Origin of the sequence: Streptomyces sp. SAI-170 (genome assembly GCF_049739565.1) — a bacterium.
Taxonomy (GTDB): domain Bacteria; phylum Actinomycetota; class Actinomycetes; order Streptomycetales; family Streptomycetaceae; genus Streptomyces.
Window position 1 is genome coordinate 4190620 of sequence record NZ_JBMGQD010000001.1, and the last position, 25099, is coordinate 4215718.

At 73.4% G+C, this 25099-nt stretch carries 3 protein-coding genes and 1 pseudogene (1 of these 4 cut by a window edge); all 4 read right to left on the minus strand.

The genetic code is table 11. The annotated features are described in order from the left end of the window. Positions 1–768: a thioesterase II family protein gene (locus tag RKD23_RS18755; RefSeq protein ID WP_424854716.1), complete on the minus strand. Its 768-nt coding sequence runs from the start codon at positions 766–768 to the stop codon at positions 1–3. Then, positions 765–9033, minus strand: a pseudogene (locus RKD23_RS18760) (SDR family NAD(P)-dependent oxidoreductase). Before RKD23_RS18760 ends, RKD23_RS18755 begins: the two are co-directional and overlap by 4 nt. After that, positions 9030–19589: an SDR family NAD(P)-dependent oxidoreductase gene (locus tag RKD23_RS18765; protein WP_424858277.1), complete on the minus strand. Its 10560-nt coding sequence runs from the start codon at positions 19587–19589 to the stop codon at positions 9030–9032. The pseudogene RKD23_RS18760 and the gene RKD23_RS18765 overlap by 4 nt, the downstream one beginning before the upstream one ends. Continuing rightward, a protein-coding gene (locus tag RKD23_RS18770) for an SDR family NAD(P)-dependent oxidoreductase (protein WP_424854717.1) crosses the window boundary here: on the minus strand, positions 19586–25099 show its 3' portion. Its footprint extends 2976 nt past the window's final position; only the last 5514 of its 8490 coding nucleotides appear in the window; the start codon falls outside the window, past its right edge; its stop codon occupies positions 19586–19588. Before RKD23_RS18770 ends, RKD23_RS18765 begins: the two co-directional genes overlap by 4 nt.

Below are 25099 nucleotides of genomic sequence, written 5' to 3' on the forward strand. Positions count from 1 at the left end.
TCAGCGCATCTCGGCCGGCACCCGCGCCAGCCGCTCCCGCACCACCCCGGTCACGTCCTGCCGGTGCGGCACCAGGAAGAAGTGGGCGCCCTCGGCGAAGACCTCCAGGTCGAAATCGCCGGAGGTGTGCTCCGCCCAGGCCGCGGCCTCCTCCACCGTGCACTTGGGGTCGCCCTCCCCGACCAGCGCCGTGACCGGACAGGCCACCCGCGCCGCCGGATCGGGCCGGTACGTCTCGATCGCCCGGTAGTCGTTGCGGACCACCGGAAGGATCATCCGCAGCGTGTCCGGGTCGGTCAGCAGCCGCCGGTCCGTCACGCCGTTGTTCAGCATCTCCGCGATCAGCCCGTCGTCACCCATGAGATGGACCGTCTCGGGCCTGCGCTCACTGGACGGCGCCCGCCGCCCGGACAGGAAGAGCCGCTCGGGCCCCCGGCCCAGCCGCTCCTCCATCCGCAGAGCCACCTCGAAGGCCAGCGCCGCGCCCATGCTGTGCCCGAAGAACACGAGCCGCTGCTCCGCACCGGCCGGCGCCACCTCCGCGTAGATCAGCTCGGCCAGTTCACCGATGTCGGCGACAAGGGATTCCCGATAGCGCTCCTGCCGCCCCGGATACTGAATCGTCAGCGTATCCACATAGGGCGCCAGATCCACCGTGTGCGGATGGAAGAAGCTCGCGGAACCTCCCGCATGCGGAAAGAAAACGACGACTTGATCTGTTCCGGCCACCGGATGAAATCGCCGCAGCCACGGGCTTTCGTCGGTCATGAAACGTCCGTGCAAGAGAGGTCTCCCGAGTTCGACAGTTCGCTCATCACGTACTCCGCGAGAAGCCTGGGCGTGGGGCAGTCGTAGACGATACTCAGCGCGATGTCGAGTTCTGTGGCGGTCCGCAAGGAATTCCCGAATTCCACCGCGGCCAAAGAAGTGAACCCGAGATCCAGGAAATCGTCGTCCGGCCCGATGTCGGTGCCCGCCGCGTGCCCCAGCGCCTTGGCGGCCTCCTGCCGTACGACCTCCAGCACCAGGCCCATCCGCTCGGCCTCCGGCAGCCCCGCCAGCCGGTCCGGCAGCAGCAGGGGAGCCGCGGTTTCCGGGGCCGGCGTCTCGTCCCCGGCCGCCGCCTCCTCCAGCAACTGCATCCGCCACTTCGCCAGCAACGGCAGTGCCCGGGACAGCGCGTCCCGCTCGTCCATCGGCAGCCCGTCCTGCACCCCGCCGATCAACTCGGCCAGCGCATCCGCGTCCTCCGCCTCCACGGCCCCCCAGAAACGCCCCTCGACACCGCCTCGCGCGGCCCCGGTGAGGGGGTTGCCGGGCTTGGAGCGAAGCCAGTAGCGGCTGTGCTGGAAGGCGTACGTGGGCAGCTCGACGTGCCTGCTCGGCTCCGGCAGCAGCGGGGACCAGTCGACGGTGACACCCCGGGTGTACGCGGTGGCCAGGGCGGTGAGGAAGGTCCGGGCCTCGGGCCGGTCCCGGCGCTGCGTGGCGATCGCGGTGACGGTGTCGTCACCTGCGAGGGTCTCGCGGGCGAGGGCGGTCAGGATGCCGTCGGGGCCGAGCTCAAGGAGAGTGCTCGCTCCTTCGGCCCGCATGGCGTCGACGCCGTCGGCGAAACGGACCGCTTCGCGGACGTGGCGGACCCAGTACTCGGGGTCCTGGAGCAGGCCGGGTTCGGCGAGACGGCCGGTGACGTTGGAGACGACCGGGATCTTCGCCGGCTCGTACGAGATCGATGCGGCGACCTTGCGGAAGTCGTCCAGCATCGGCTCCATCAGCGGCGAGTGGAAGGCGTGGCTGACCTTGAGACGGGTCGTCTTACGGTCGGCGAAGTGCGCCTGCACGGCGAGGACTTCGGCCTCCACGCCGGAGATCACGACCGAGCGGGGACCGTTCACGGCAGCGATACCGACCCCGTCCGTCAGCAGCGGACGCACCTCGTCCTCGGTCGCCTGAAGCGCGACCATCGCCCCACCCGCAGGCAGGGCCTGCATCAGCCGGCCACGAGCGGCGATCAGCCTGGCAGCATCTGCCAGGGAGAAGACCCCGGCGACATGCGCGGCAGCGATCTCACCGACCGAGTGACCGCCGACCACCGACGGCTTGACCCCGAAGTGCTCGGCGAGCCGGAACAGCGCCACCTCGACAGCGAACAGCGCAGGCTGCGTGAAAGCCGTCTGATTCAGCTGCCCAGCGTCCTCACCCCACACGACCTCCCGCAGCGGAAGCTCCAGCTCACCAACCACCGCGTCAAAGGCCTCGGCGAACACGGGGAAGGCGTCGTACAACTCCCGGCCCATCCCCAGCCGCTGAGCCCCCTGCCCCGTGAACAGCACACCCAGCCCGCCCGGCACCACCCGACCGCCGGTCAGAGCGGACAACCCGGCGACGAGTTCCTCTCGGGTCTCGCCCAGGACGACGGCCCGGTGGTCGAAGACCGCCCGCTGCTTCAGCAGGGCCGCACCGATGTCCCGTACGTCCCCGTCCACAGAGGCCAGCTTCGCTGCCTGCCCGGCCAGCGCCTCCGCGCTGCGGGCGGAGATCACCCACGGCACGAACCCACCGGCAGCAGGACCACGCATCGGCTCCGGCTGCGGCTCGGGTTCTTCGAGAATCACGTGGGCGTTGGTGCCGCTGATGCCGAAGGACGACACACCGGCCCTGCGCGGACGCCCGTCCTTCGCGGACCATTCCCGCTGCTCGGTCAGCAGCTCCACGGCCCCCGCCGACCAGTCCACGTGCGGGGACGGCTCGGTCACGTGCAGGGTCTGCGGCAGCACCCCGTTCCGCATCGCCATGACCATCTTGATCACGCCGCCGACACCGGCAGCGGCCTGGGCATGGCCGATGTTCGACTTCAAGGAGCCCAGGAACAGGGGCCCTTCACGGTCCTGCCCGTACGTCGCGATCAGCGCCTGCGCCTCGATCGGGTCCCCCAGCGAAGTACCCGTCCCATGCGCCTCCACCGCATCCACGTCAGCAGGCGACAGTCCCGCCGAGGCCAGCGCCTGCCGAATCACCCGCTGCTGCGAAGGACCGTTCGGCGCCGTCAGGCCATTGCTCGCGCCGTCCTGGTTCACCGCGCTGCCCCGCAGCACCGCCACCACCGGATGCCCGTTCCGCCGGGCGTCCGACAGCCGCTCCAGCGCGACCAGACCCGCGCCCTCGGCCCACACGACCCCGTCCGCGTCGGCGGAGAAGGCCTTCGAGCGGCCGTCGGGGGCGAGGCCGCGCTGGCGGCTGAACTCCACGAAGGCGTTGGGCGTGGCCATGACGGTCACGCCACCGGCGAGGGCGAGGTCGCACTCGCCGTGCCGGAGAGCCTGCGCGGCCATGTGGAGGGACACGAGGGACGACGAGCAGGCCGTGTCGACGCTGACGGCAGGGCCTTCGAGGCCGAGGGTGTACGAGATACGCCCGGAGGCCACGCTGCCCGCGCTGCCGATGCCCAGGTAGCCCTCGAACTCCTCGGGCGCCGACTCGAACCGGGTCGCGTAGTCCTGGTACATGACGCCGGTGTAGACGCCGGTGCGGCTGCCGCGCAGAGCCGTCGGGTCGATGCCCGCCCGCTCCAGCGCCTCCCAGGCCGTCTCCAGCAGCAGCCGCTGCTGCGGGTCGACGGCCAGCGCCTCACGCGGGGAGATCCCGAAGAACGCCGCGTCGAATTCGGCGGCACTGTCCAGGAACCCACCCTGAAGGAGGTAGCTCGTGCCCGGCTTTGCGGGGTCGGGGTCGTAGAGGGCGTCGGTGTCCCAGCCGCGGTCGGCCGGGAAGTCGCCGATGGCGTCGACGCCCTCGGACACCAGCCGCCACAGGTCCTCCGGCGAGGACACCCCGCCCGGGAACCGGCAGCCCATGCCCACGATGACGATCGGGTCGTCGTCGACCACCGCGGTGGGCAGGTCCTCCACTCGCACGGCCGCTTGTACGCCGACCAGCTCGCCGGCCATGAACGCGGCCAGGTCGGCGGCGTTCGGGTAGTCGAAGACGAGGGTCGTGGGCAGGGAGAGGCCCGTCACCGCGTTCAGGCGGTTGCGCAGTTCGACGGCGGTCAGCGAGTCGAAGCCGAGTTCGCTGAAGGCCCGCTCGGGGCGGATCGCGTCGCCGCCCGCGTGCCCAAGGACGTCGGCGACCTGCCCGGTCACCAGATCGAGGACGGCCTGCTGCCGCTCGGCCGGTGCCAGCCGCGCCAGCCGCTCCACCAGGCCCGACTCGCCCCGGCCCGCCGCAGCGGCCCGACGCACCCGGACCAGGCCCTGGAGGATCTCCGGCAGCGTGCCGGCCCGGGCCCGTGCCTTCAGCGCCGGCTCGTCCAGCTTCACGGCGACGACCGCACCGCGCTCGGACCGGAGACCCGCGTCGAAGAGGCTGAGGGCCTCGGCGTTCGACATCGGGGCGATGCCCGAGCGGGACAGCCGTACCCGGTCGGCCTCACCGAGGTCCTGGGTCATGCCGTCCGCCTCGCCCCACAGGCCCCAGGCCAGGGAGACGGCAGGGAGCCCGGCGGCCCGGCGGTGCTCGGCCAGGGCGTCCAGGAAGACGTTCGCAGCGGCGTAGTTGGCCTGACCGCCCGTCCCGACCACACCGGCCACCGACGAGAACAGCACGAACGCCGACAGGTCCAGGCCGGTGGTCAGCTCATGGAGATTCCACGCCGCGTCGACCTTGGGCCGCAGCACCGTCTCGAACCGCTCCGGCGACAGCGCGGCCAGCACACCGTCGTCCAGGACACCGGCGGCGTGGATCACGCCCGTCAGGGGGTGCTCCGCAGAGATCGAACCGACAAGGGCGGACAGAGCATCCCGGTCCGCGATGTCGCAGGCCGCCAGCGTGACCTCCGCACCGAGTCCCGACAGCTCCGCCTCCAGCTCAGCCGCGCCCGCAGCCTGCCGCCCCGCGCCGCGAGACGAGCAGCAGATGCCGTACGCCGTGCTCGGTGACCAGATGCCGCGCGACGACCCGGCCCAGCGCACCGGTCGCGCCGGTCACCAGGACCGTGCCCGCCGGAGCGAAGGTGCCTTCCGCTTCGGGCTGCGTCTGCCGCACGAGACGTGGCACGTAGGCGACACCGCCGCGCACCGCCACCTGCTCGGCGTCGGTGCCGAGGTCCAGGTCGGGGAGCCCGTCCATCGCCGGGTCGGCGTCCACCAGGACGAACCGCCCCGGGTACTCGGCCTGCGCCGAGCGCACCAGGCCCCACACGGCAGCGGCCGCGACGTCCGGTGCCCCTTCACCCTGCACCTGGACCGCGCCCCGGGTGACGACGACCAGTCGCTCTCCCTCGGGCAGCTCCCACACCCGCTCCAGCGTGGCGAAGAGCTGTTCGCGCACGAGGTCAGGGACCACACCGGCACCCGAGGGCACGACAAAGACCGTGTGCTCTCCAGTGCTCTCGCCCGGCGAGGCGGGCACCCACTCCACGCCGAGGAGAGGCAGGGCGCTGCTCGCGCCCACCGCCTGGCGCAGTTGCTCCTCGCTCACCTGGCGAGCCGCGACGGACCGGGCGGCGAGCACGGGCCGGCCGCTGTCGTCGTACGCCGTCAGCCGCACGGAGTCGGTGTCCGTGCCGCTGAGGTGGACACGGAGGCCGGTGGCGGCCGTGGCGTGGAGTTCGACGCCCTCCCAGGCGAAGGGCAGCCGCATGGTGTCCGTGCCGTCGGCGGCGATCACGGCGTGCAGCACCGAGTCGAGCAGGGCGGGGTGGATGCCGAACGCGTCCGCGTCACCGGCCGGTTCGGCCGGGAGGACGACCTCGGCGTACACCTCGCCGCCCCGCCGCCACACGGCCCGCAGGCCCTGGAAGGCCGGGCCGTAGCCGTAGCCGCGCCCGGCGGCCTCCTCGTAGAACGAGGAGACATCCAGGGCCTCGACGTCGGCCGGCGGCCATACGGTCAGCTCCGCGGGCATGCCGTCCGCAGCGGTCAGCGTCCCGTGGGCGTGCCGCTGCCAGTGCGCACCCGGCACATCCGGACGGGCGTGGATGTCCAGCCGGTGCCGGCCCGCCTCGTCGGCCCCGCCGACCACCACCTGCACCTGTACGGCACCCTGCTCGGGCAGCATGAGCGGCGCTTCCAGGGCCAGTTCCTCGACCCGGTCCAGACCGACCTCGTCGGCCGCCCGCAGCGCCACCTCGACGAACGCCGTACCGGGCACGAGCACGGTGTCGAAGACGGCGTGGTCCGCCAGCCACGGGTGCGTGGCCAGGGAGAGCCGACCGGTCAGGACGACCCCGTCGCCCTCCGCCAGCGGCACCGCCGCGCCCAGCAGCGGATGTTCCACGGCCCCCAGCCCCAACGCCGCCGCGTCGCCCGGGGCGTCCGGTACGTCGAGCCAGTAACGCTCTCGGTCGAACGCGTAGGTGGGCAGGTCGACATGGCGTGCCTCGGCGGGCAGCAGCGGAGCCCAGTCCACCGCGACACCGCGCGCGTACGCGGTGGCCAGGGCGGTGAGGAAGGTCCGGGCCTCGGGCCGGTCACGGCGCTGAACGGCGATCGCCGCCACCGTCTCGTCCCCCGCGAGGGTCTCCTGCGCCAGCGCCGTCAGAATGCCGTCCGGCCCCAGCTCCAGCAGCGTCACCGCACCCGCACTCCGCATGGCGGCGACGCCGTCGGCGAAGCGGACCGCTTCGCGGACGTGGCGGATCCAGTACTCGGGGTCCTGGAACAGGCCGGGTTCCGCGAGGCGGCCGGTGACGTTGGAGACCACCGGGATCTTCGCCGCCTCGTACGAGATCGACGCCGCGACCCTGCGGAAGTCGTCCAGCATCGGCTCCATCAACGGAGAGTGGAACGCGTGGCTGACCTTGAGACGGGTCGTCTTACGGTCCGCGAAGTGCGCCTGCACGGCCAGCACTTCGGCCTCCACGCCGGAGATCACCACCGAGCGGGGGCCGTTCACGGCAGCGATACCAACACCCTCGGTCAGCAGCGCACGCACCTCGTCCTCGGTCGCCTGGAGCGCGACCATCGCCCCACCAGAAGGCAACGCCTGCATCAGACGGCCCCGGGCAGCGATCAGCCGAACCGCATCCGCCAGGGAGAAGACCCCGGCGACATGCGCGGCAGCGATCTCACCGACCGAGTGACCGCCCACCACCGACGGCTTGACCCCGAAGTGCTCGGCCAGCCGGAACAGCGCAACCTCAACAGCGAACAGCGCAGGCTGCGTGAAAGCCGTCTGATTCAGCTGCCCAGCGTCCTCACCCCACACCACCTCCCGCAGCGGAAGCTCCAACTCACCAGCCACCGCGTCGAAAGCCTCGGCGAACACGGGGAAGGCGTCGTACAACTCCCGGCCCATCCCCAGCCGCTGAGCCCCCTGACCCGTGAACAGCAGGCCTACTCCGCCAGGCACCACACCACCAGCAGGCAGGCGGCCGTCAGCCACAGAGGCCAGCCCAGCAACAAGTTCATCCCGAGACTCACCCAGTACGACAGCCCGCTGATCGAACCCGGCCCGCTGCTTCAGCAGGGCCGCGCCTATGTCACGTATGTCCCCCTCCACAGAGGCCAGCTTCTCGGCCTGGCCCGCGAGGGCCCTCGCGCTACGGGCGGAGATCACCCACGGCACGAGCCCTCCGGCAGAGGGAGCGGGCTGGGTCTCGGGCTCCGGCTCGCCCTCTTCGAGGATGACGTGGGCGTTGGTGCCGCTGATGCCGAAGGACGACACACCGGCCCGGCGCGGACGCCCGTCCTGCACCCGCCACTCACGGGACTCCGTCAGCAGCTCCACGGCCCCCGCCGACCAGTCCACGTGCGGGGACGGCTCGGTCACGTGCAGGGTCTGCGGCAGCACCCCGTTGCGCATCGCCATCACCATCTTGATGACGCCACCGACACCCGCAGCCGCTTGAGCATGCCCGATGTTCGACTTCAACGAACCGAGCCACAGCGGCCCTTCACGGTCCTGCCCGTACGTCGCGATCAGCGCCTGCGCCTCGATCGGGTCCCCGAGCGAGGTACCCGTCCCATGCGCCTCCACCGCGTCCACATCAGCAGGGGAAAGCCCCGCCGAAGCCAGCGCCTGCCGGATCACCCGCTGCTGCGAAGGACCGTTCGGCGCGGTCAGGCCATTGCTCGCGCCGTCCTGGTTCACCGCGCTGCCCCGCAGCACCGCCAGCACCCGGTGGCCGTTGCGCCGCGCGTCCGACAGGCGCTCCAGGAGCAGGAGTCCCAGGCCCTCGGACCAGCCGGCGCCGTCCGCGTCGGCGGAGAAGGCCTTGCAGCGGCCGTCGGGGGACATCGCGCGCTGGCGGCTGAACTCGACGAACAGTTCGGGCGTGGCCATCACGGTCACGCCGCCGGCCAGGGCCAGCGAGCACTCGTCCTTGCGCAGGGCCTGCGCGGCGAGATGGATGGCGACCAGGGACGAGGAGCAGGCGGTGTCGACGCTGACCGCGGGGCCCTCCAGGCCCAGGGTGTAGGCGACACGGCCGGAGGCCACGCTGCCCGCGCTGCCGATGCCGAAGTACGCCTCGAACTCCTCGGGCGGGTGCGGGAAGCGGGTCGCGTAGTCGTTGTACATGACGCCCGTGTAGACGCCCGTACGGCTGCCCCGCAGAGCCGTCGGGTCGATGCCCGCCCGCTCCAGGGCCTCCCAGGCCGTCTCCAGCAGCAGGCGCTGCTGCGGGTCGACGGCCAGGGCCTCGCGCGGGGAGATCCCGAAGAAGGCCGGGTCGAAGTCGGCGGCGTCGTAGAGGAAGCCGCCCTGGGTCGAGTAGGACTTGCCCACCGCGTCGGGGTCCGGGTCGTACAGGCCCTCGGCGTCCCAGCCGCGGTCGGCGGGGAAGTCACCGATGGCGTCGACGCCGTCGGCGACCAGCCGCCACAGGTCCTCCGGGGAGGACACCCCGCCGGGGAAGCGGCACGCCATGCCGACGATGGCGATCGGCTCCCCTGCGGCGGCCTCAAGTTCCTCGTTGAGCCGGCGCAGCCGCTCGGACTCCTTGACCGAGGCACGGAGCGCTTCGAGAAGTTGCTCGTTGGATGTTGCCATGTCCGTTCTCCAGGCTCGCTGTCGTGTCTCGGTGGTCAGGAGGAGGTCTTGCCGAGGGCCATGGCGATGAGGCTGTCGGCGTCCATGTCGTCGATCGCCTCCTCGGCCGTGGGCCCCGCGTCCGCCTCGGATGTGCCGTGGGCCGGCTGGGCGAGGGCGACGAGGTCCGCCATCAGGCCCGATGCGCGAAGCGTCGCCAGGGGGATGCTGGTGAGGAGCGCCCGCACCCCGGCCTCGTCCATGTCGTCCGGCACCGGCTCGCCGGCGGGCTCGGCCTGTTCGAGCACGTACTGGGCGACGGCCTCCGGGGTCGGATAGTCGAAGACCAGGGTGGTCGGCAGGGTCAGGCCGGTCGCCGCGTTGAGCCGGTTGCGCAGCTCGACCGCGATGAGGGAGTCGAAGCCGATCTCCTTGAAGCTGCGCGCGGGCGCGACCGTGTCGGCGGAGGCGTGGCCGAGGACGGCCGCGACATGCCCCGCGACCAGGTCGAGGACCAGCTGGGCGCGTTCCGCCGCGGGCACCCGGGCCAGGCGTTCGGCCAGTCCGGCCTCGCCTACGGCCGCGGTCGCGGTACGGCGGGTGCGCACCAGGCCGCTCAGCATCTCCGGCAGGGTGCCGGCCCGGGCCTGGCCGCGCAGGCCCGTCATGTCGAACTTGGCCACGACCGAGGTGGTCCGCCCGGTCGCGAGGGCCGCGTCGAGCAGGGTGGCGCCTTCGGTGTTGGACAGCGGGGCGATACCGAGACGTGCGATGCGGGAGAGGTCGGCCGCCTCCATCTGCCCGGTCATGTCGCTGGTCTCGCTCCACAGACCCCAGGCCAGGGAGGCGGCGGGCAGTCCGGAGGCCCGGCGTTGCTCGGCGAGCGCGTCCAGGAAGACGTTCGCGGCGGCGTAGTTGGCCTGGCCTGCGGCACCGAGCACACCGGCCATGGAGGAGAACAGGACGAACGCCGACAGGTCCAGGTCCGCTGTCAGCTCGTGCAGGTTCCAGGCGGCGTCGACCTTGGGCCGCAGCACGGTCTCGAACCGCTCCGGCGACAGGGCAGACAGCACGCCGTCGTCCAGGACACCGGCCGCGTGGATGACGCCGGTCAGGGGGTGCTCCGGCGACACCGACGCCAGCAGCTCGGACAGGGCAGCCCGGTCCGCGATGTCACAGGCCGCCAGGGTGACCTCCGCACCGAGTCCCGACAGCTCCGCCTCGAGTTCAGCCGCGCCCGCAGCCTGCGCGCCCCGCCGGGACACCAGCAGCAGATGCCGTACGCCGTGCTCAGTGACCAGATGCCGCGCCACGACCCGGCCCAGCGCGCCCATCGCGCCGGTCAGCAGGACCGTACCGGCCGGGTCGAAGACCACCGGCTCGCCGGACGGCGTCTCCTGGCGCACCAGGCGCGGCACATAAGCCGTACCGCCGCGGACCGCGACCTGACCGGCGCCGCCCGCCAGGACCGAGCCCAGCAGGGCCACGGACGAGGGGCGGTCGTCGAGGTCGACGACGGCCAGCCGGCCGGGGTTCTCCGTCTGGGCCGTGCGCAGCAGACCCCATACGGCCGCGGCCGTCAGGTCCGGGGTCTCCTCCTCGCCCACGGCGACGGCGCCACGGGTGACGACGACCAGCCGGGACTGTGCGCTCCGCTCGTCCGCCAGCCACTCCTGCACCCGGGCCAGCACCTCGAACAGCGGCTCCCGCACCCGTGCGGGCAGGTCGCCGCCGTCCTGGCGGCCCTCGACGAGCAGCAGGACGTCGGAGGGGATCTGTCCCTCGGAGAGCGCGGTGAACTCGATCCCGGACGCCACCAGGCGCTCGGCGCCCGAGGACATCAGGGCCGCCGTCGTCACCGGGTTCTCGGTCGGCGCGGGCGCCTCGGACCACTCGACGCCGAACACCGGCAGCTGGGCCGCCGCGCCCACGGCCGCCCGCAGCTGCTGCTCGGTGACCGCGCGGGCCGTCAGCGAGCCGACGCTCACCACCGCGGCCCCGGTGGCGTCGTAGCCGCGGACCTTCATGGTGTCGGTGTGCAGGTCGCCGATGTGGACGCGCAGCGTCGAGGCGGCCGTGGCGTGCAGTTCGACGCCCTCCCAGGCGAAGGGCAGCCGCATCGTCTCCACGCCCCCGGCGGCCAGCACCGCGTGCAGCGCCGAGTCGAGCAGGGCGGGGTGGATGCCGAAGGCGTCCGCGTCCGCGGCGTGCCCGTCGGCGAGGGCGACCTCGGCGAACACCTCGTTGCCGCGCCGCCACACGGCCCGCAGGCCCTGGAAGACCGGGCCGTAGCCGTAGCCGCGGGCGTCGGCGTCCTCGTAGAACGACGTCACGTCCAGCGCCTGGGCGCCCACCGGCGGCCACGCACCGGCGAACTCCGCGGCCGTGCCCTGCGCGCCGGACAGCGTGCCCTGCGCGTGCCGCTGCCAGGTGCCGCCGTCGCCCTCCGGGCGGGAGTGCACGCCCACCGGGCGCCGGCCCGTCTCGTCGGGCGCGCCGACCACCACCTGCACCTGCACCGCACCGCCCGCGGACAGCGCCAGCGGCGCCTCCAGCGTCAGGTCCTGCACCCGGTCGAGCCCGACCTCGTCCGCGGCGCGCAGCGCCATCTCGACGAACGCCGTGCCCGGCAGCAGGACCGTGCCGAACACCGCGTGGTCCGCCAGCCACGGCAGCGCCGACAGCGACAGCCGTCCCGTCAGGACGACACCGTCGCCCTCCGCCAGCGGCACCGCGGCACCGAGCAGCCCGTGCCCGACCGCGTCCAGGCCGACGGAGGCCACGTCACCGCCGCCCGCCACCATGTCCAGCCAGTAACGGCTGTGCTGGAAGGCGTACGTGGGCAGCTCGACGTGCCCGGACCCGGCCGGGAGCAGCGGGGACCAGTCGACGGGGACACCGACGGTGTACGCCTGCGCCAGCGAGCCGGCGAAGCGGCGCAGACCGCCCTCGTCGCGGCGCAGTGACGGGACGGCCACCGCACGGGCGCCCGCCGCCTCCGCCGTCTCCGTCACCCCGGCGGCCAGCACGGCGTGCGGGCTGCACTCGACGAACGCGGTGAAGCCGTCGTCGAGCAGCTTGCGCACGACCGGCTCGAAGAGGACCGGGCGGCGGCAGTTCTCGTAGATGTACTCGGCGTCGATCTCGGAGCCGTCGAGGATCTCGCACGTGGTGGTCGAGTACAGCGGGACCGTCCCCGGGCGCGACCGCACGAAGCGCACGCTTTCGATCAACTCGTCGCGCACGCCCTCCAGTTGCGGCGAGTGCGAGGCCACCGAGGCGACCACCCTGACCCGGACCTCCGCGGCGGTCAGGGCCGCCACGAACTCCTCCGCCGCGTCCGCGTCACCGGCCACGGTGACCGCGCCGGGACCGTTGAGCCCGGCGAGCGACAGTCGGCCCTCGAACGGCTCCAGCCACGGCCCGGCCTCGTCCGCGGACAGACCCACCGCCACCACGACCCCACGGCCGTCCAGGTGCTCGGCGAACATCCGCGAACGCACCACGATCACCCGCGCGGCGTCCTCCAGCGTCAGCGCACCGGCCACGCACGCGGCCGCGATCTCGCCCTGCGAGTGCCCGATCACGGCGTCCGGCTCGACCCCGTACGACCGCCACAGCGCGGCCAGCGACACCATCACGGCGAACAGCACGGGCTGGACGACCTCGATGCGCTCCAGCGACGGCGCGCCCTCACCGCCACGCAGCGCCGCCTCGACCGACCAGTCGACGTGCGCCTCGATCGCCGCGGCACACTCGGCCAGCCGCTCGGCGAACACCGGCGACTCCTCGGCGAGTTGGGTGGCCATGCCGACCCACTGCGACCCCTGACCGGGGAAGACGAACACGGTCTTGCCGGCCTGGTCGGCCGTCCCCGTCACGACGTCCGCAGACGCCTCCCCGGCGCTCAACGCCTCAAGGGCGGCGCGGAGTTCTTCCCGCGTCTCGCCGAGGACGACCGCGCGGTGATCGAACTCCGCCCGCTGGCTGAGCAGAGCCGCACCGATCTCTCGTACGTCGCCTTCGACCGCGGTCAGCTTCTCGGCCTGACCCGCGAGGGCCGCCGCGCTGCGGGCGGAGATCACCCACGGCACGAGCCCTCCGGCAGAGGGAGCGGGCTGGACCTCGGGCTGCGGCTCGGGTTCTTCGAGGATGACGTGGGCGTTGGTGCCGCTGATGCCGAAGGACGACACGCCGGCCCGGCGCGGACGCCCGTCCCGCGAGGCCCACTCACGCTGCTCGGTCAGCAGCTCGACAGCACCGGCCGACCAGTCCACGTGCGGGGACGGCTCGGTGACATGCAGGGTCTGCGGCAGCACCCCGTTGCGCATCGCCATGACCATCTTGATGACGCCACCGACACCCGCGGCCGCCTGCGCGTGGCCGATGTTGGACTTCAACGAGCCCAGGAGCAGGGGCTCTTCACGGTTCTGCCCGTACGTCGCGATCAGCGCCTGCGCCTCGATCGGGTCCCCGAGCGCGGTACCCGTCCCGTGTGCCTCGACGGCGTCGACGTCGGCGGGCGCGAGGCCGGCGGAGGCCAGTGCCTGCCGGATGACGCGCTGCTGCGAGGGGCCGTTCGGCGCGGTCAGACCGTTGCTGGCGCCGTCCTGGTTCACCGCGCTGCCGCGCACGACGGCCAGCACTCGATGCCCGTTGCGCCGGGCGTCCGACAGCCGCTCCAGCGCGACCAGACCCGCGCCCTCGGCCCAGCCGGTGCCGTCGGCCTCGGCCGAGAACGCCCGGGAGCGGCCGGTCGGCGAGAGCGCGCGCTGCCTGCTGAACTCGATGAACGTCGAGGGAGTGGCCATGACGGTCACACCGCCGGCCAGAGCCAGGTCGCACTCGCCGCTCCGCAGCGCCTGCGCGGCCATGTGGATCGACACGAGGGACGACGAGCAGGCCGTGTCGACGCTGACCGCGGGTCCCTCCAGGCCGAGCGTGTAGGAGATACGGCCCGAGGCCACACTGCCCGCGCTGCCCAGGCCCAGGTGCCCCTCGAAGTCCTCGGGGAACTTGGCGCCGTGGCGCATGCTGTAGTCCTGGTACATGACGCCCGTGTAGACGCCCGTACGGCTGCCGCGCAGGCTCGTCGGGTCGATGCCCGCCCGCTCCAGCGCCTCCCAGGCCGTCTCCAGCAGCAGCCGCTGCTGCGGGTCGATGGTGAGCGCCTCACGCGGGGAGATCCCGAAGAACCCGGCGTCGAACTCCGCCGCGTCCCGCAGGAAACCGGCCTCCGCCACATGGGTCCGGCCCGGGGCGTCCGGGTCGGGGTCGTAGAGGTGCTCAAGGTCCCAGCCGCGGTCGGTCGGAAAGTCACCGATGGCGTCGACGCCCTCGGACACCAGCCGCCACAGGTCCTCCGGCGAGGACACCCCGCCCGGGAACCGGCAGCCCATGCCCACGATGACGATCGGGTCGTCGTCGACCACCGCGGTCGGCAGGTCCTGCTCGGCCGTCGAGGCCTGCTCCTCGCCGAGGAGTTCGGCACCGATGTGGTCGGCGAGCTCCGCCGGCGTCGGGTAGTCGAAGACCAGCGTGGTCGGGAGCAGCAGACCGGTCTCGGCCTTGAGCCGGTTGCGCAGTTCCACGGCGAGCAGGGAGTCGAAGCCGAGTTCGCTGAAGGCCCGCTCGGGGCGTACGGCGTCACCGTTCGTGTGCCCGAGCACCCCGGCGACCTGCCCGGTCACCAGGCCGAGGACGGCCTGCTGCCGCTCGGCCGGTGCCAGCCGCGACAGCCGCTCCACCAGGCCCGACTCGCCCCGGCCCGCCGCGGCGGCCCGACGCACCCGGACCAGCTTGCGGAAGACCTCCGGCAGCGTCCCGACCCCGGCCTGCGCACGCAGCGCGGGCATGTCCCACTTCGCCGCCACCACGGCGCCGTCCGGCGAGCCGAGGGCGGAGTCGAGGAGAGCGAGGGCCTCGGCGTTGCTCATCGGGGCGATGCCCGAGCGCGACAGCCGCACCCGGTCGGCCTCACCGAGGTCCTGGGTCATGCCGTCCGCCTCGCCCCACAGACCCCAGGCGACGGACACGGCGGCGAGGCCTGCCGTACGGCGGTGCTGGGCCAGGGCGTCGAGGAAGACGTTCGCGGCGGCGTAGTTGGCCTGGCCGCCCGTGCCGACGACTCCGGCCACCGACGAGAACAGCACGAACGCCGACAGGTCCAGGTCGGTGGTCAGCTCGTGCAGGTTCCAGGCGGCGTCGACCTTGGGCCGCAGCACGGTCTCGAACCGCTCGGGCGACAGGGCAGACAGCACACCGTCGTCCAGGACACCGGCCGCGTGGACCACGCCGGTCAGCGGATGCTCCGCAGGGACCTGGCTCAGCAGCTCGGACAGGGCATCCCGGTCCGCGATGTCACAGGCCGCCAGCGTGACCTCCGCACCAAGGCCCGCCAGCTCCGCCTCGAGTTCAGCGGCGCCCGCAGCCTGCGCCCCGCGCCGGGACACCAGCAGCAGATGCCGTACGCCGTGCTCGGTGACCAGATGCCGCGCGACGACCCGGCCCAGCGCACCGGTCGCGCCGGACACCAGGACCGTGCCCGCCGGGTCGAGGGACACCGGCTCGCCGGACGTCTCCTGGCGGGCCAGCCGCGGCACGTAGGCGATGCCGTCGCGCACCGCCACCTGCTCGGCGTCGGTGCCGAGGTCCAGGTCGGGCAGCCCGTCGACGGCCGGGTCGGCGTCCACCAGGACGAACCGCCCCGGATACTCGGCCTGCGCCGAACGCACCAGACCCCACACCGCGGCGGCCGCCACGTCAGGCGACTCGACGCCGTCCACCGAGACCGCGCCCCGGGTGACGACGACCAGTCGCTCTCCCTCGGGCAGTTCCCGCACCCGCTCCAGCACCGCGAAGAGCTGCTCGCGCACCAGCTCAGGGACCTCACCCGCACCCGAAGGCACGACAAACACCGTGTGCTCTCCGGCGCTCTCGCCCGACGGCGCGGGCACCCACTCCAGCCGGAAGACCGGCGCGGACTCCGCCGCCCCGAGGAGCGAGCGGCCCTCGGGCACGGCCACCACGGTCAGCGCGTCGGCGGACGCCACCGGGCCACCGGCGGTGTCGGCGACCTGCACCTGCCAGGTCTCCGCACTGGCCCGGGTCAGCCGGACCCGCAACTCGGTGGCACCCTGCGCGTGCAGCTCGACGCCCTCCCAGGCGAACGGCAGCCGCAGCGGCTCCAGGCCGTCCACCGCGAGGACGGTGTGCAGCGCGGAGTCGAGCAGGGCGGGGTGGATGCCGAACCGGTCGGCGTCACCCGCGTGTTCGGAAGCGAGAGCGACCTCGGCGAACACCTCGTCGCCGCGCCGCCACACGGCCCGCAGCCCCTGGAACGCCGGGCCGTAGCCGTAGCCGCGCCCGGCGGCCTCCTCGTAGAACGACGAGACGTCCAGCGCCTCGGCACCCTCCGGCGGCCACACCTCACCGAACCCGCCGGGCGCGCCCACCGCACCGGACAGCGTGCCCTGGGCGTGCCGCCGCCAGGGCGCGTCGTCGTCCGGTCGCGAGTGGATCTCCAGGCTGCGGCGGCCCTCGGCGTCGAGCTCGCCGACCACCACCTGGATCTGCGCGGCGCCCTGCTCCGGCAGGACGAGCGGCGCCTCCAGGGTGAGCGTCTCCACCCGCTCCAGACCGACCTCGTCGGCCGCCCGCAGTGCCAGGTCGACATAGGCCGTGCCGGGCAGCAGGACCGTACCGGCCACCGCGTGGTCCCTGAGCCAGGGCTGGCCGGCCACGGACAGCCGCCCGGTCATCACCCACCCGTCCCGCCCGGCCAGGGACACACCCGCACCGAGCAGCGGATGCCCCAGCGCACCGAGGCCCACAGAGGTGACGTCGCCCAGGTCGGCCACCGCGTCCAGCCAGTAACGGCTGTGCTGGAAGGCGTACGTGGGCAGCTCGACGTGCCTGCTCGGCTCCGGCAGCAGCGGGGACCAGTCGACGGTGACGCCCCGCGTGTACGCGGCGGCAAGCCCGTCGAGGAAGGCCCGCACCTCGGAACGGTCCCGACGCTGGACGGCGATCGCGGTGACCGACTCGTCGCCCGCGAGGGTCTCCTGCGCGAGGGCGGTGAGGACACCGTCGGGGCCCAGCTCCAGGAGGGTCACGACGCCCTCGGCCCGCATGGTCTCGACGCCGTCTGCGAACCGGACGGCTTCGCGGACGTGGCGGACCCAGTACTCGGGGTCCTGGAGCAGGCCGGGTTCGGCGAGCCGGCCGGTGACGTTGGAGACCACCGGGATGGTCGGCGGCTCGTACGAGATGGACGCCGCGACCTTGCGGAAGTCGTCCAGCATCGGCTCCATGAGCGGGGAGTGGAAGGCGTGGCTGACCTTGAGACGGGTCGTCTTACGGTCGGCGAAGTGCGCCTGCACAGCCAGCACTTCGGCCTCGACGCCGGAGATCACCACCGAGCGCGGGCCGTTCACGGCGGCGATACCGACGCCGTCCGTCAGCAGCGGACGCACCTCGTCCTCGGTCGCCTGGAGCGCGACCATCGCCCCACCCGCAGGCAACGCCTGCATCAGACGACCCCGGGCAGCGATCAGCCGAGCCGCATCCTGGAGGGAGAACACCCCGGCCACATGCGCGGCAGCAATCTCACCGACGGAGTGGCCACCCACCACCGACGGCTTGACGCCGAAGTGCTCAGCGAGGCGGAACAGCGCCACCTCGACCGCGAACAGCGCAGGCTGCGTGAAAGCCGTCTGGTTCAGCTGCCCAGCGTCCTCGCCCCAGACGACCTCCCGCAGCGGAAGCTCGAGCTCACCCGCCACCGCGTCGAAAGCCTCGGCAAAGGCAGGGAAGGCGACGTACAACTCCCGGCCCATCCCCAGCCGCTGAGCCCCCTGACCCGTGAACAGCACACCGACACCACCCGGTGTGACCCGGTCGCCGACCACAGACGACAGCCCGGCAACCAGCTCGTCCCGCGTCTCGCCCAGTACGACGGCCCGGTGGCCGAACACAGCCCGCTGCTTCAGCAGGGCCGCGCCGATCTCCCCGATCCCGGTGTCGGTCCCGGCGGCGAACGCGGCCAGCTTCTCGGCCTGCCCCGCCAGGGCCTCCGCGCTGCGGGCGGAGACCACCCAGGGCACGACACCCGCGACCGGCGCGGGCGCCTCCACGGGCTCGGGCTCGGCCTCCTCCAGCACCACGTGGGCGTTGGTGCCGCTGATGCCGAAGGACGACACACCCGCCCGGCGCGGACGCCCGTCCTTGGCGGCCCATTCCCGCTGCTCGGTCAGCAGCTCCACGGCACCGGCCGACCAGTCGACGTGCGGGGACGGCTCGGTGACATGCAGGGTCTGCGGCAGTACACCGTGTCGCATCGCCATGACCATCTTGATGACGCCACCGACACCGGCAGCCGCCTGCGCGTGCCCGATGTTGGACTTCAACGAGCCCAGGAACAGCGGGCCTTCACGGTCCTGCCCGTACGTGGCGAGGATGGCCTGCGCCTCGATCGGGTCCCCCAACGAGGTACCCGTCCCATGCGCCTCCACCGCGTCCACATCAGCAGGCGCCAGCCCCGCCGAAGCCAGCGCCTGCCGGATCACCCGCTGCTGCGAGGGACCGTTCGGCGCCGTCAGGCCGCTGCTCGCGCCGTCCTGGTTGACGGCGCTGCCCCGCAGCACGGCCAGTACCGGGTGGCCGTTGCGCCGGGCGTCCGAGAGCCGCTCCAGGACCAGCAGGCCGGCGCCCTCGGACCAGCCGGCGCCGTTGGCGTCGGCGGAGAAGGCCTTGCAGCGGCCGTCGGGGGACATGGCCCGCTGCCGGCTGAACTCCACGAACAGCTCGGGCGTCGCCATCACGGTCACACCGCCGGCCAGGGCCAGCGAGCACTCGCCCTGCCGCAGTGACTGGGCGGCCATGTGGATGGCGACCAGCGAGGAGGAGCAAGCGGTGTCGACGCTCACCGCGGGGCCCTCCAGGCCGAGCGTGTACGCGATACGGCCGGAGGCCACGCTGCCGATGCTGCCGGTGAGGAGGTGGCCCTCGAACTCCTCGGGGGCCATCTGGAAGCGGCCCCAGTAGTCCTGGTACATGACCCCGGAGAAGACACCGGTGCGGCTGCCGCGCAGGCTCGTCGGGTCGATGCCCGCCCGCTCCAGGGCCTCCCAGGCCGTCTCCAGCAGCAGGCGCTGCTGCGGGTCGACGGCCAACGCCTCACGCGGGGAGATCCCGAAGAACTCGGCGTCGAAGTCGGCGGCGTCGTAGAGGAAGCCGCCCTGCGTGGAGTAGGACTTGCCCACCGCGTCGGGGTCCGGGTCGTACAGGCCCTCGGCGTCCCAGCCGCGGTCGGCCGGGAACTCGCCGATCGCGTCCACGCCCTCGGACACCACCCGCCACAGGTCCTCCGGGGAGGACACCCCGCCCGGGAACCGGCAGCCCATCCCCACGACGGCGATGGGCTCACGGGCCCGTGCCTCGAGTTCGCTCAGCTGCTGGCGCGCCTGCCGCAGATCGGCTGTCGCACGCTTCAGATAGTCGCGGAGCTTGTCCTCGTTCGTCGCCATGACGGCGTCGACCCCCTTGTGTGCACGTGTGGACGGTGAAACGGGATGGGATGGGTTGGTGAGTGGCCGGCCCGGACCAGCGGGTGTCAGAGGCCGAGTTCCTCGTCGAGTGCGGCGAACAGTTCGTCGTCCGTGGCCTCCGACAGGTCCGCCACCGGTGCCGCGTCGGCGGTGCCCGCCAGGCTCAGCTGCTGCCAGTCGCGCAGCAGACCCTGGAGCCGGACGCCGACGGCCGCGTGGTCCTCGGCCTCCATCACCAGCTCGGAGAGGGCGACCGCGACCTTGTCGAGGTCCTGGAGCAGCCCGAGGGACGTGGCCGAGGCGCCGCCGTAGCCGAGCTCGGACAGCACGTGGTCGGTGAGCGCGCCGACCGTCGGGTAGTCGAAGACGAGGGTCGTCGGCAGCCGCAGCCCGGTCGCGGTGTTGAGCCGGTTGCGCAGTTCGACGGCGGTGAGCGAGTCGAAGCCCATGTCGCGCAGGCCGCGCTCGGTGTCGACGCCCGCCGGGTGGCCGAGCCCGAGGATGGAGGCGACATCGGCCCGGATCAGGTCGCCGAGGACCTTGACCCGTTCCTCGGCGCCCACGCCGTCGAGCCGGTCGGTGAGAGCCGAAACGCCGCGCCCGGAACCGGACTCCGCGGAGGACACGGCCGCGGCCCGGCGCACCGGCGTCCGCACGAGTCCGCTGAGCAGTGGCGGCAGGTTGCCGCCGACGGCCAGCTCCCGCAGCGCCGGCCCGTGCGGGCGGACGGGGACGAGGGCCGGCTCCTCGGCCGCGGCCAGCGCCCGGTCGAAGAGGGCCAGGCCGTACTCGGTGTCGAGGGCGCCGAGACCGCTGCGCTCGATGCGGGCCAGGTCGGTGTCGTCGAGGTGACCGGTCATGCCGCTGGCCTGCGCCCAGAAGCCCCAGGCCAGCGAGGTGGCGGGGAGCCCCTGCGCGTGCCGCTGGTGGGCGAGGGCGTCCAGGAAGGCGTTGGCGGCGGCGTAGTTGGCCTGGCCGGGGCTGCCCACGACCCCGGCGATCGAGGAGAACAGCACGAAGGCCGTGAGGTCCAGGTCCGCGGTGAGCTCGTGCAGATGCCAGGCGGCGTCCGCCTTCGGGCGCAGCACCTTCTCCAGACGCTCCTGCGACAGCGAGCCGAGCACCCCGTCGTCCAGGACACCCGCGGTGTGCACGACCGCCGTCAGGGGGCGGTCCTGCGGGACCCCGTCGAGCAGCCGGCCCAGGTCCGCCCGGTCGGCCACGTCGCACGCGGCCACCGTGACCTGCGCGCCCAGCGCCGTGAGGTCCGCGGCGAGCACGTCCGCGCCCTCCGCCTTGGGGCCGCTGCGCGAGGTCAGCAGCAGATGCCGTACGCCGTGCCGCTCCACCAGACGCCGGGCGACGAGGCCGCCCAGGACGCCGGTGCCGCCGGTGATCAGTACGGTGCCTTCCGCGTCGAACAGCGCCACCGACTCGTTCGCGGCGGCCGGCAGGTCGTCGGTGAGCCGGGGCACCAGCAGGGCACCGTCCCGGACGACCGCCTGCGGCTCGTCCAGGGCCAGCACGGCGGACACCGCCTCGCGTACGTCCGTCCCGTCGACGTCCACCAGGGTCACACGGCCGGGCTGCTCGGACTGGGCCGTGCGCACCAGGCCCCACACCGGCGCGGCGGCGAGGTCCACGGTCCGGCCGGACTGTACGGCGACGGCTCCCCGGGTCAGCACGACCAGCCGGGAGTCCGCCCACCGCTCGTCGGCGAGCCACTCCTGGAGCAGGCCGAGCATCCGCCCGGTGACGGCCCGCGCCTCACCGGGCAGGTCACCGTCACCGCCGACGGCGTCCACGACGACGACGTCGTACGCCGTGCCGTCGGCGGCGAGCGCCCGCAGGTCCTCGTACCGGTCGCCCAGGTCCTCGTACCGGTCCCCCAACCCGTCGGGCGCGGTGCCCACGACGGCCCAGCGGCCCTCCGCCCCGGCAGGCGCCGGCGCCTGGCGCGGCAGCCACGTCACCCGCAGCGGGGTCGGACCCCTGCGGGCCCCGGCCGGGACGAGTTCGCCCTCCAGGGGGCGCAGCGACAGCGCGTCGACCCGGGCGACGGGCGCCCCTTCGGTGTCGGCGACCTCGATGGTCAGCGCCCGGCCGTCGGCGGCCGGGGTCACGCACACCCGTGCCGCGACGGCACCGGTGGCGTACAGGGACACGCCCGTCCAGGAGAACGGCAGCCGGACCCGGGTGTCCCTGCCGTCGGCGGGCAGCACCACCGGGTGCAGCGCCGCGTCCAGCAGGGCGGGGTGGATGCCGAAGGTCCGGGCGTCGGCGTGCAGCCCGTCGGGCAGCGCCAGTTCGGCGTAGGTGCGCTCGCCGTCCCGCCAGACGGAGCGCAGGCCCTGGAAGGCGGGCCCGTAGTCGTACCCGGTCGCGGCGAGCCGGGCCCGCAGCTCGTCCACGGAGGCCGGAGCCGCGCCGGCCGGCGGCCAGACCGTGAAGTCGGTGCCGGGGGCGGCCGGTTCACCGGCGGTGAGGGTGCCGACCGCGTGGCACGTCCACGCCTCGGTGTCGGTGTCCGAGAGCGGTCCGCCGTCGTCCGTCAGGGAGTACACCCGCACGGACCGGGCGCCCTGCTCGTCAGGCGCCCCCACGACCACCTGGACCAGCGCCTCGGCGTCGTCGGACAGCAACAGCGGTGCCTGGAGGGTCAGTTCGTCGAGCCGTTCGGCGCCGGCCTCGGCACCGGCGCGCAGCGCCAGTTCCACGAAGGCGGTGCCGGGCAGCAGCGCGGTGCCCTCCACGGCGTGATCGGCCAGCCAGAGGTGGGTGTCCAGGGACAGCCGCCCGGTCAGGACCGCGCCGCCGTCACCGGCGATCCGTACGGCCGCGCCGAGCAGCGGATGCCCTGCGCTGTCCAGGCCCGCCGCCCGGACGTCGCCCGTGGCGGTCGCGGCGTCGATCCAGTGGCGCTGCCGCTGGAAGGGGTAGGTGGGCAGGTCCACGCGCCCGGTCGGGGCGGGCGGCAGGACGGGCGTCCAGTCAACGGGCACCCCGCGCACATGGGCCAGGGCGACGGAGGCGAGGAAGCGGTCCAGGCCGCCCTCGCCGCGCCGCAGCGACGGCACGGAGAAGGAACGCGCGGCCTGCGCGGCCTCGACGGTCTCCTCGACGCCGATGACGAGCACCGGGTGCGGGCTGCACTCGACGAACGCCTGGTCGCCCTGCGCCAGCAGGTTCCGGACCGTCTTCTCGAACTCGACCGTCTGCCGCAGGTTGCGGTACCAGTAGTCGGCGCCGAGTTCCGTGCCCTCGATCCTCTCGCCGGTCACCGTCGACCAGAAGTCCACGGACGCCGCCCGCGGCCGGATGCCCGCCAGTACCTCGGCGAGGCGTTCCCGGATGGTCTCGACCTGCGGGGAGTGGGAGGCGTAGTCGACGGGGATGCGCCGGGCGCGCACACCGTCCCGCTCGCACGCGGCCATGAGCGCGTCCAGCGCCTCGGGGGTACCGGCCACCACGGTCGCGGACGGTCCGTTGACGGCCGCGACTCCGATCCGGTCCTCCTGGCCGGCGATACGTTCCCGCACCGCGTCCGCCGGAAGCGCGACGGACATCATGCCGCCCGCGCCGGCCAGCGCGGTGATCGCCTGGCTGCGCAGGGCCACCACCTTGGCGCCGTCCTCCAGCGACAGCGCCCCGGCCACGCACGCGGCGGCGATCTCGCCCTGCGAGTGCCCGACGACCGCACGCGGCTCCACCCCGAAGGACCGCCAGGTCTCGGCCAGCGACACCATGACCGCCCACAGGGCCGGCTGCACCACGTCGACCCGCAGGAGCGCGTCCGGGTCGTCGGTCTCTTCGAGTACATCGATGAGGGACCAGTCGGTGTACGGGGCGAGCGCCTCGGCGCAGGCGGCGAGCCGCTCCCGGAACACCGCCGAGGAGGCGCGCAGGTCCTTCGCCATGCCGAGCCACTGCGAGCCCTGCCCGGGGAAGACGAACACGGGCGCCGGGTCGCCGGTCACCGAGCCGGCCACGGCCCGTGCCGTCGAGCCGCCCTCGGCGAGGGCACCGAGTCCTTCGAGCAGCTCCTCGCGGCCGGCCCCGACGACGACCGCCCGGTGGCCGAGCAGGGCCCGGCCGTGGGCGAGTTCGGCGGCCACGTCCCGCACCGCGGGTTCCCCGGCCCCGGCCAGGTGGTCGCGCAGCCGGCCGGCCTGCTCGCGCAGGGCGGTCTCGGTGGCGGCGGACAGCAGCCACGGAACGGCCGTCCCGTCCTGCGCGGACGCCAACTCCGCCTCCTCCTCGACCTGTTCCAGAATGGCGTGGGCGTTGGTGCCGCTGATGCCGAAGGACGACACACCGGCCCGGCGCGGACGACCGTCCTTCGCGGCCCACTCCCGCTGCTCGGTCAGCAGCTCCACGGCCCCCGCCGACCAGTCGACGTGCGGGGACGGCTCGGTGACATGCAGGGTCTGCGGCAGCACCCCGTTGCGCATCGCCATCACCATCTTGATCACACCGCCGACACCGGCGGCGGCCATGGTGTGCCCGATGTTGGACTTCAACGAGCCGAGCCACAGCGGCTCTTCGCGGTCCTGGCCGTACGTGGCGAGGATGGCCTGCGCCTCGATCGGGTCCCCGAGCGAGGTACCCGTCCCGTGCGCCTCCACCGCGTCCACGTCGGCGGCCGTGAGCCCCGCCGAAGCCAGCGCCTGCCGGATGACGCGCTGCTGCGAGGGACCGTTCGGCGCGGTCAGACCGTTGCTCGCGCCGTCCTGGTTCACCGCGCTGCCCCGCAGCACCGCCAGCACCCGGTGCCCGTTGCGCCGCGCGTCCGACAGCCGCTCCAGGAGCACCAGACCGGCGCCCTCGGCCCAGCTGGTCCCGTCGGCGTCGGCCGAGAACGCCTTGGAGCGCCCGTCGGGGGCGAGGCCCCGCTGCCGGCTGAACTCGACGAACATGCCCGGCGTCGACATGACCGTCACACCGCCGGCCAGCGCCAGGTCGCACTCACCGCTCCGCAGCGCCTGCGCCGCCATGTGGATCGCCACCAGCGACGACGAGCACGCCGTGTCCACGGTGATCGCCGGCCCCTCCAGGCCGAAGGTGTAGGCGATCCGGCCCGAGGCGACACTGGGGGTGCCGCCCGTCAGCAGATACCCCTCGAACCCGTCCGCGGGCTCGTGCAGCCGGGGACCGTAGTCCTGCGCGGTCGCACCGACGTACACACCCGTGGCACTGCCCGCGAGCGACGCCGGAGCCATCCCGGCCCGCTCGAACACCTCCCACGCCGTCTCCAGCAGGATGCGCTGCTGCGGGTCGATCGCCGCCGCCTCCCGCGGGGAGATCCCGAAGAACTCCGCGTCGAACAGGTCGATCCCGTCGAGGAAACCGCCTTCGCGCGTGTACGTCCTTCCGGGCACGCCCGGCTCCGGGTCGAACAGCCGCTGCAGCTGACGCCCGCGCTCGTCCGTGGCCTCGCCGATCGCGTCGACCCCGTCGGCCACCAGCCGCCACAGCTCCTCCGGGGACGAGACCCCGCCCGGGAACCGGCACCCCATGGCGACGATCGCGACCGGATCGTCGGAGGCGGCACCCGTGGACCGTACGGCCAGGTCGTCGCC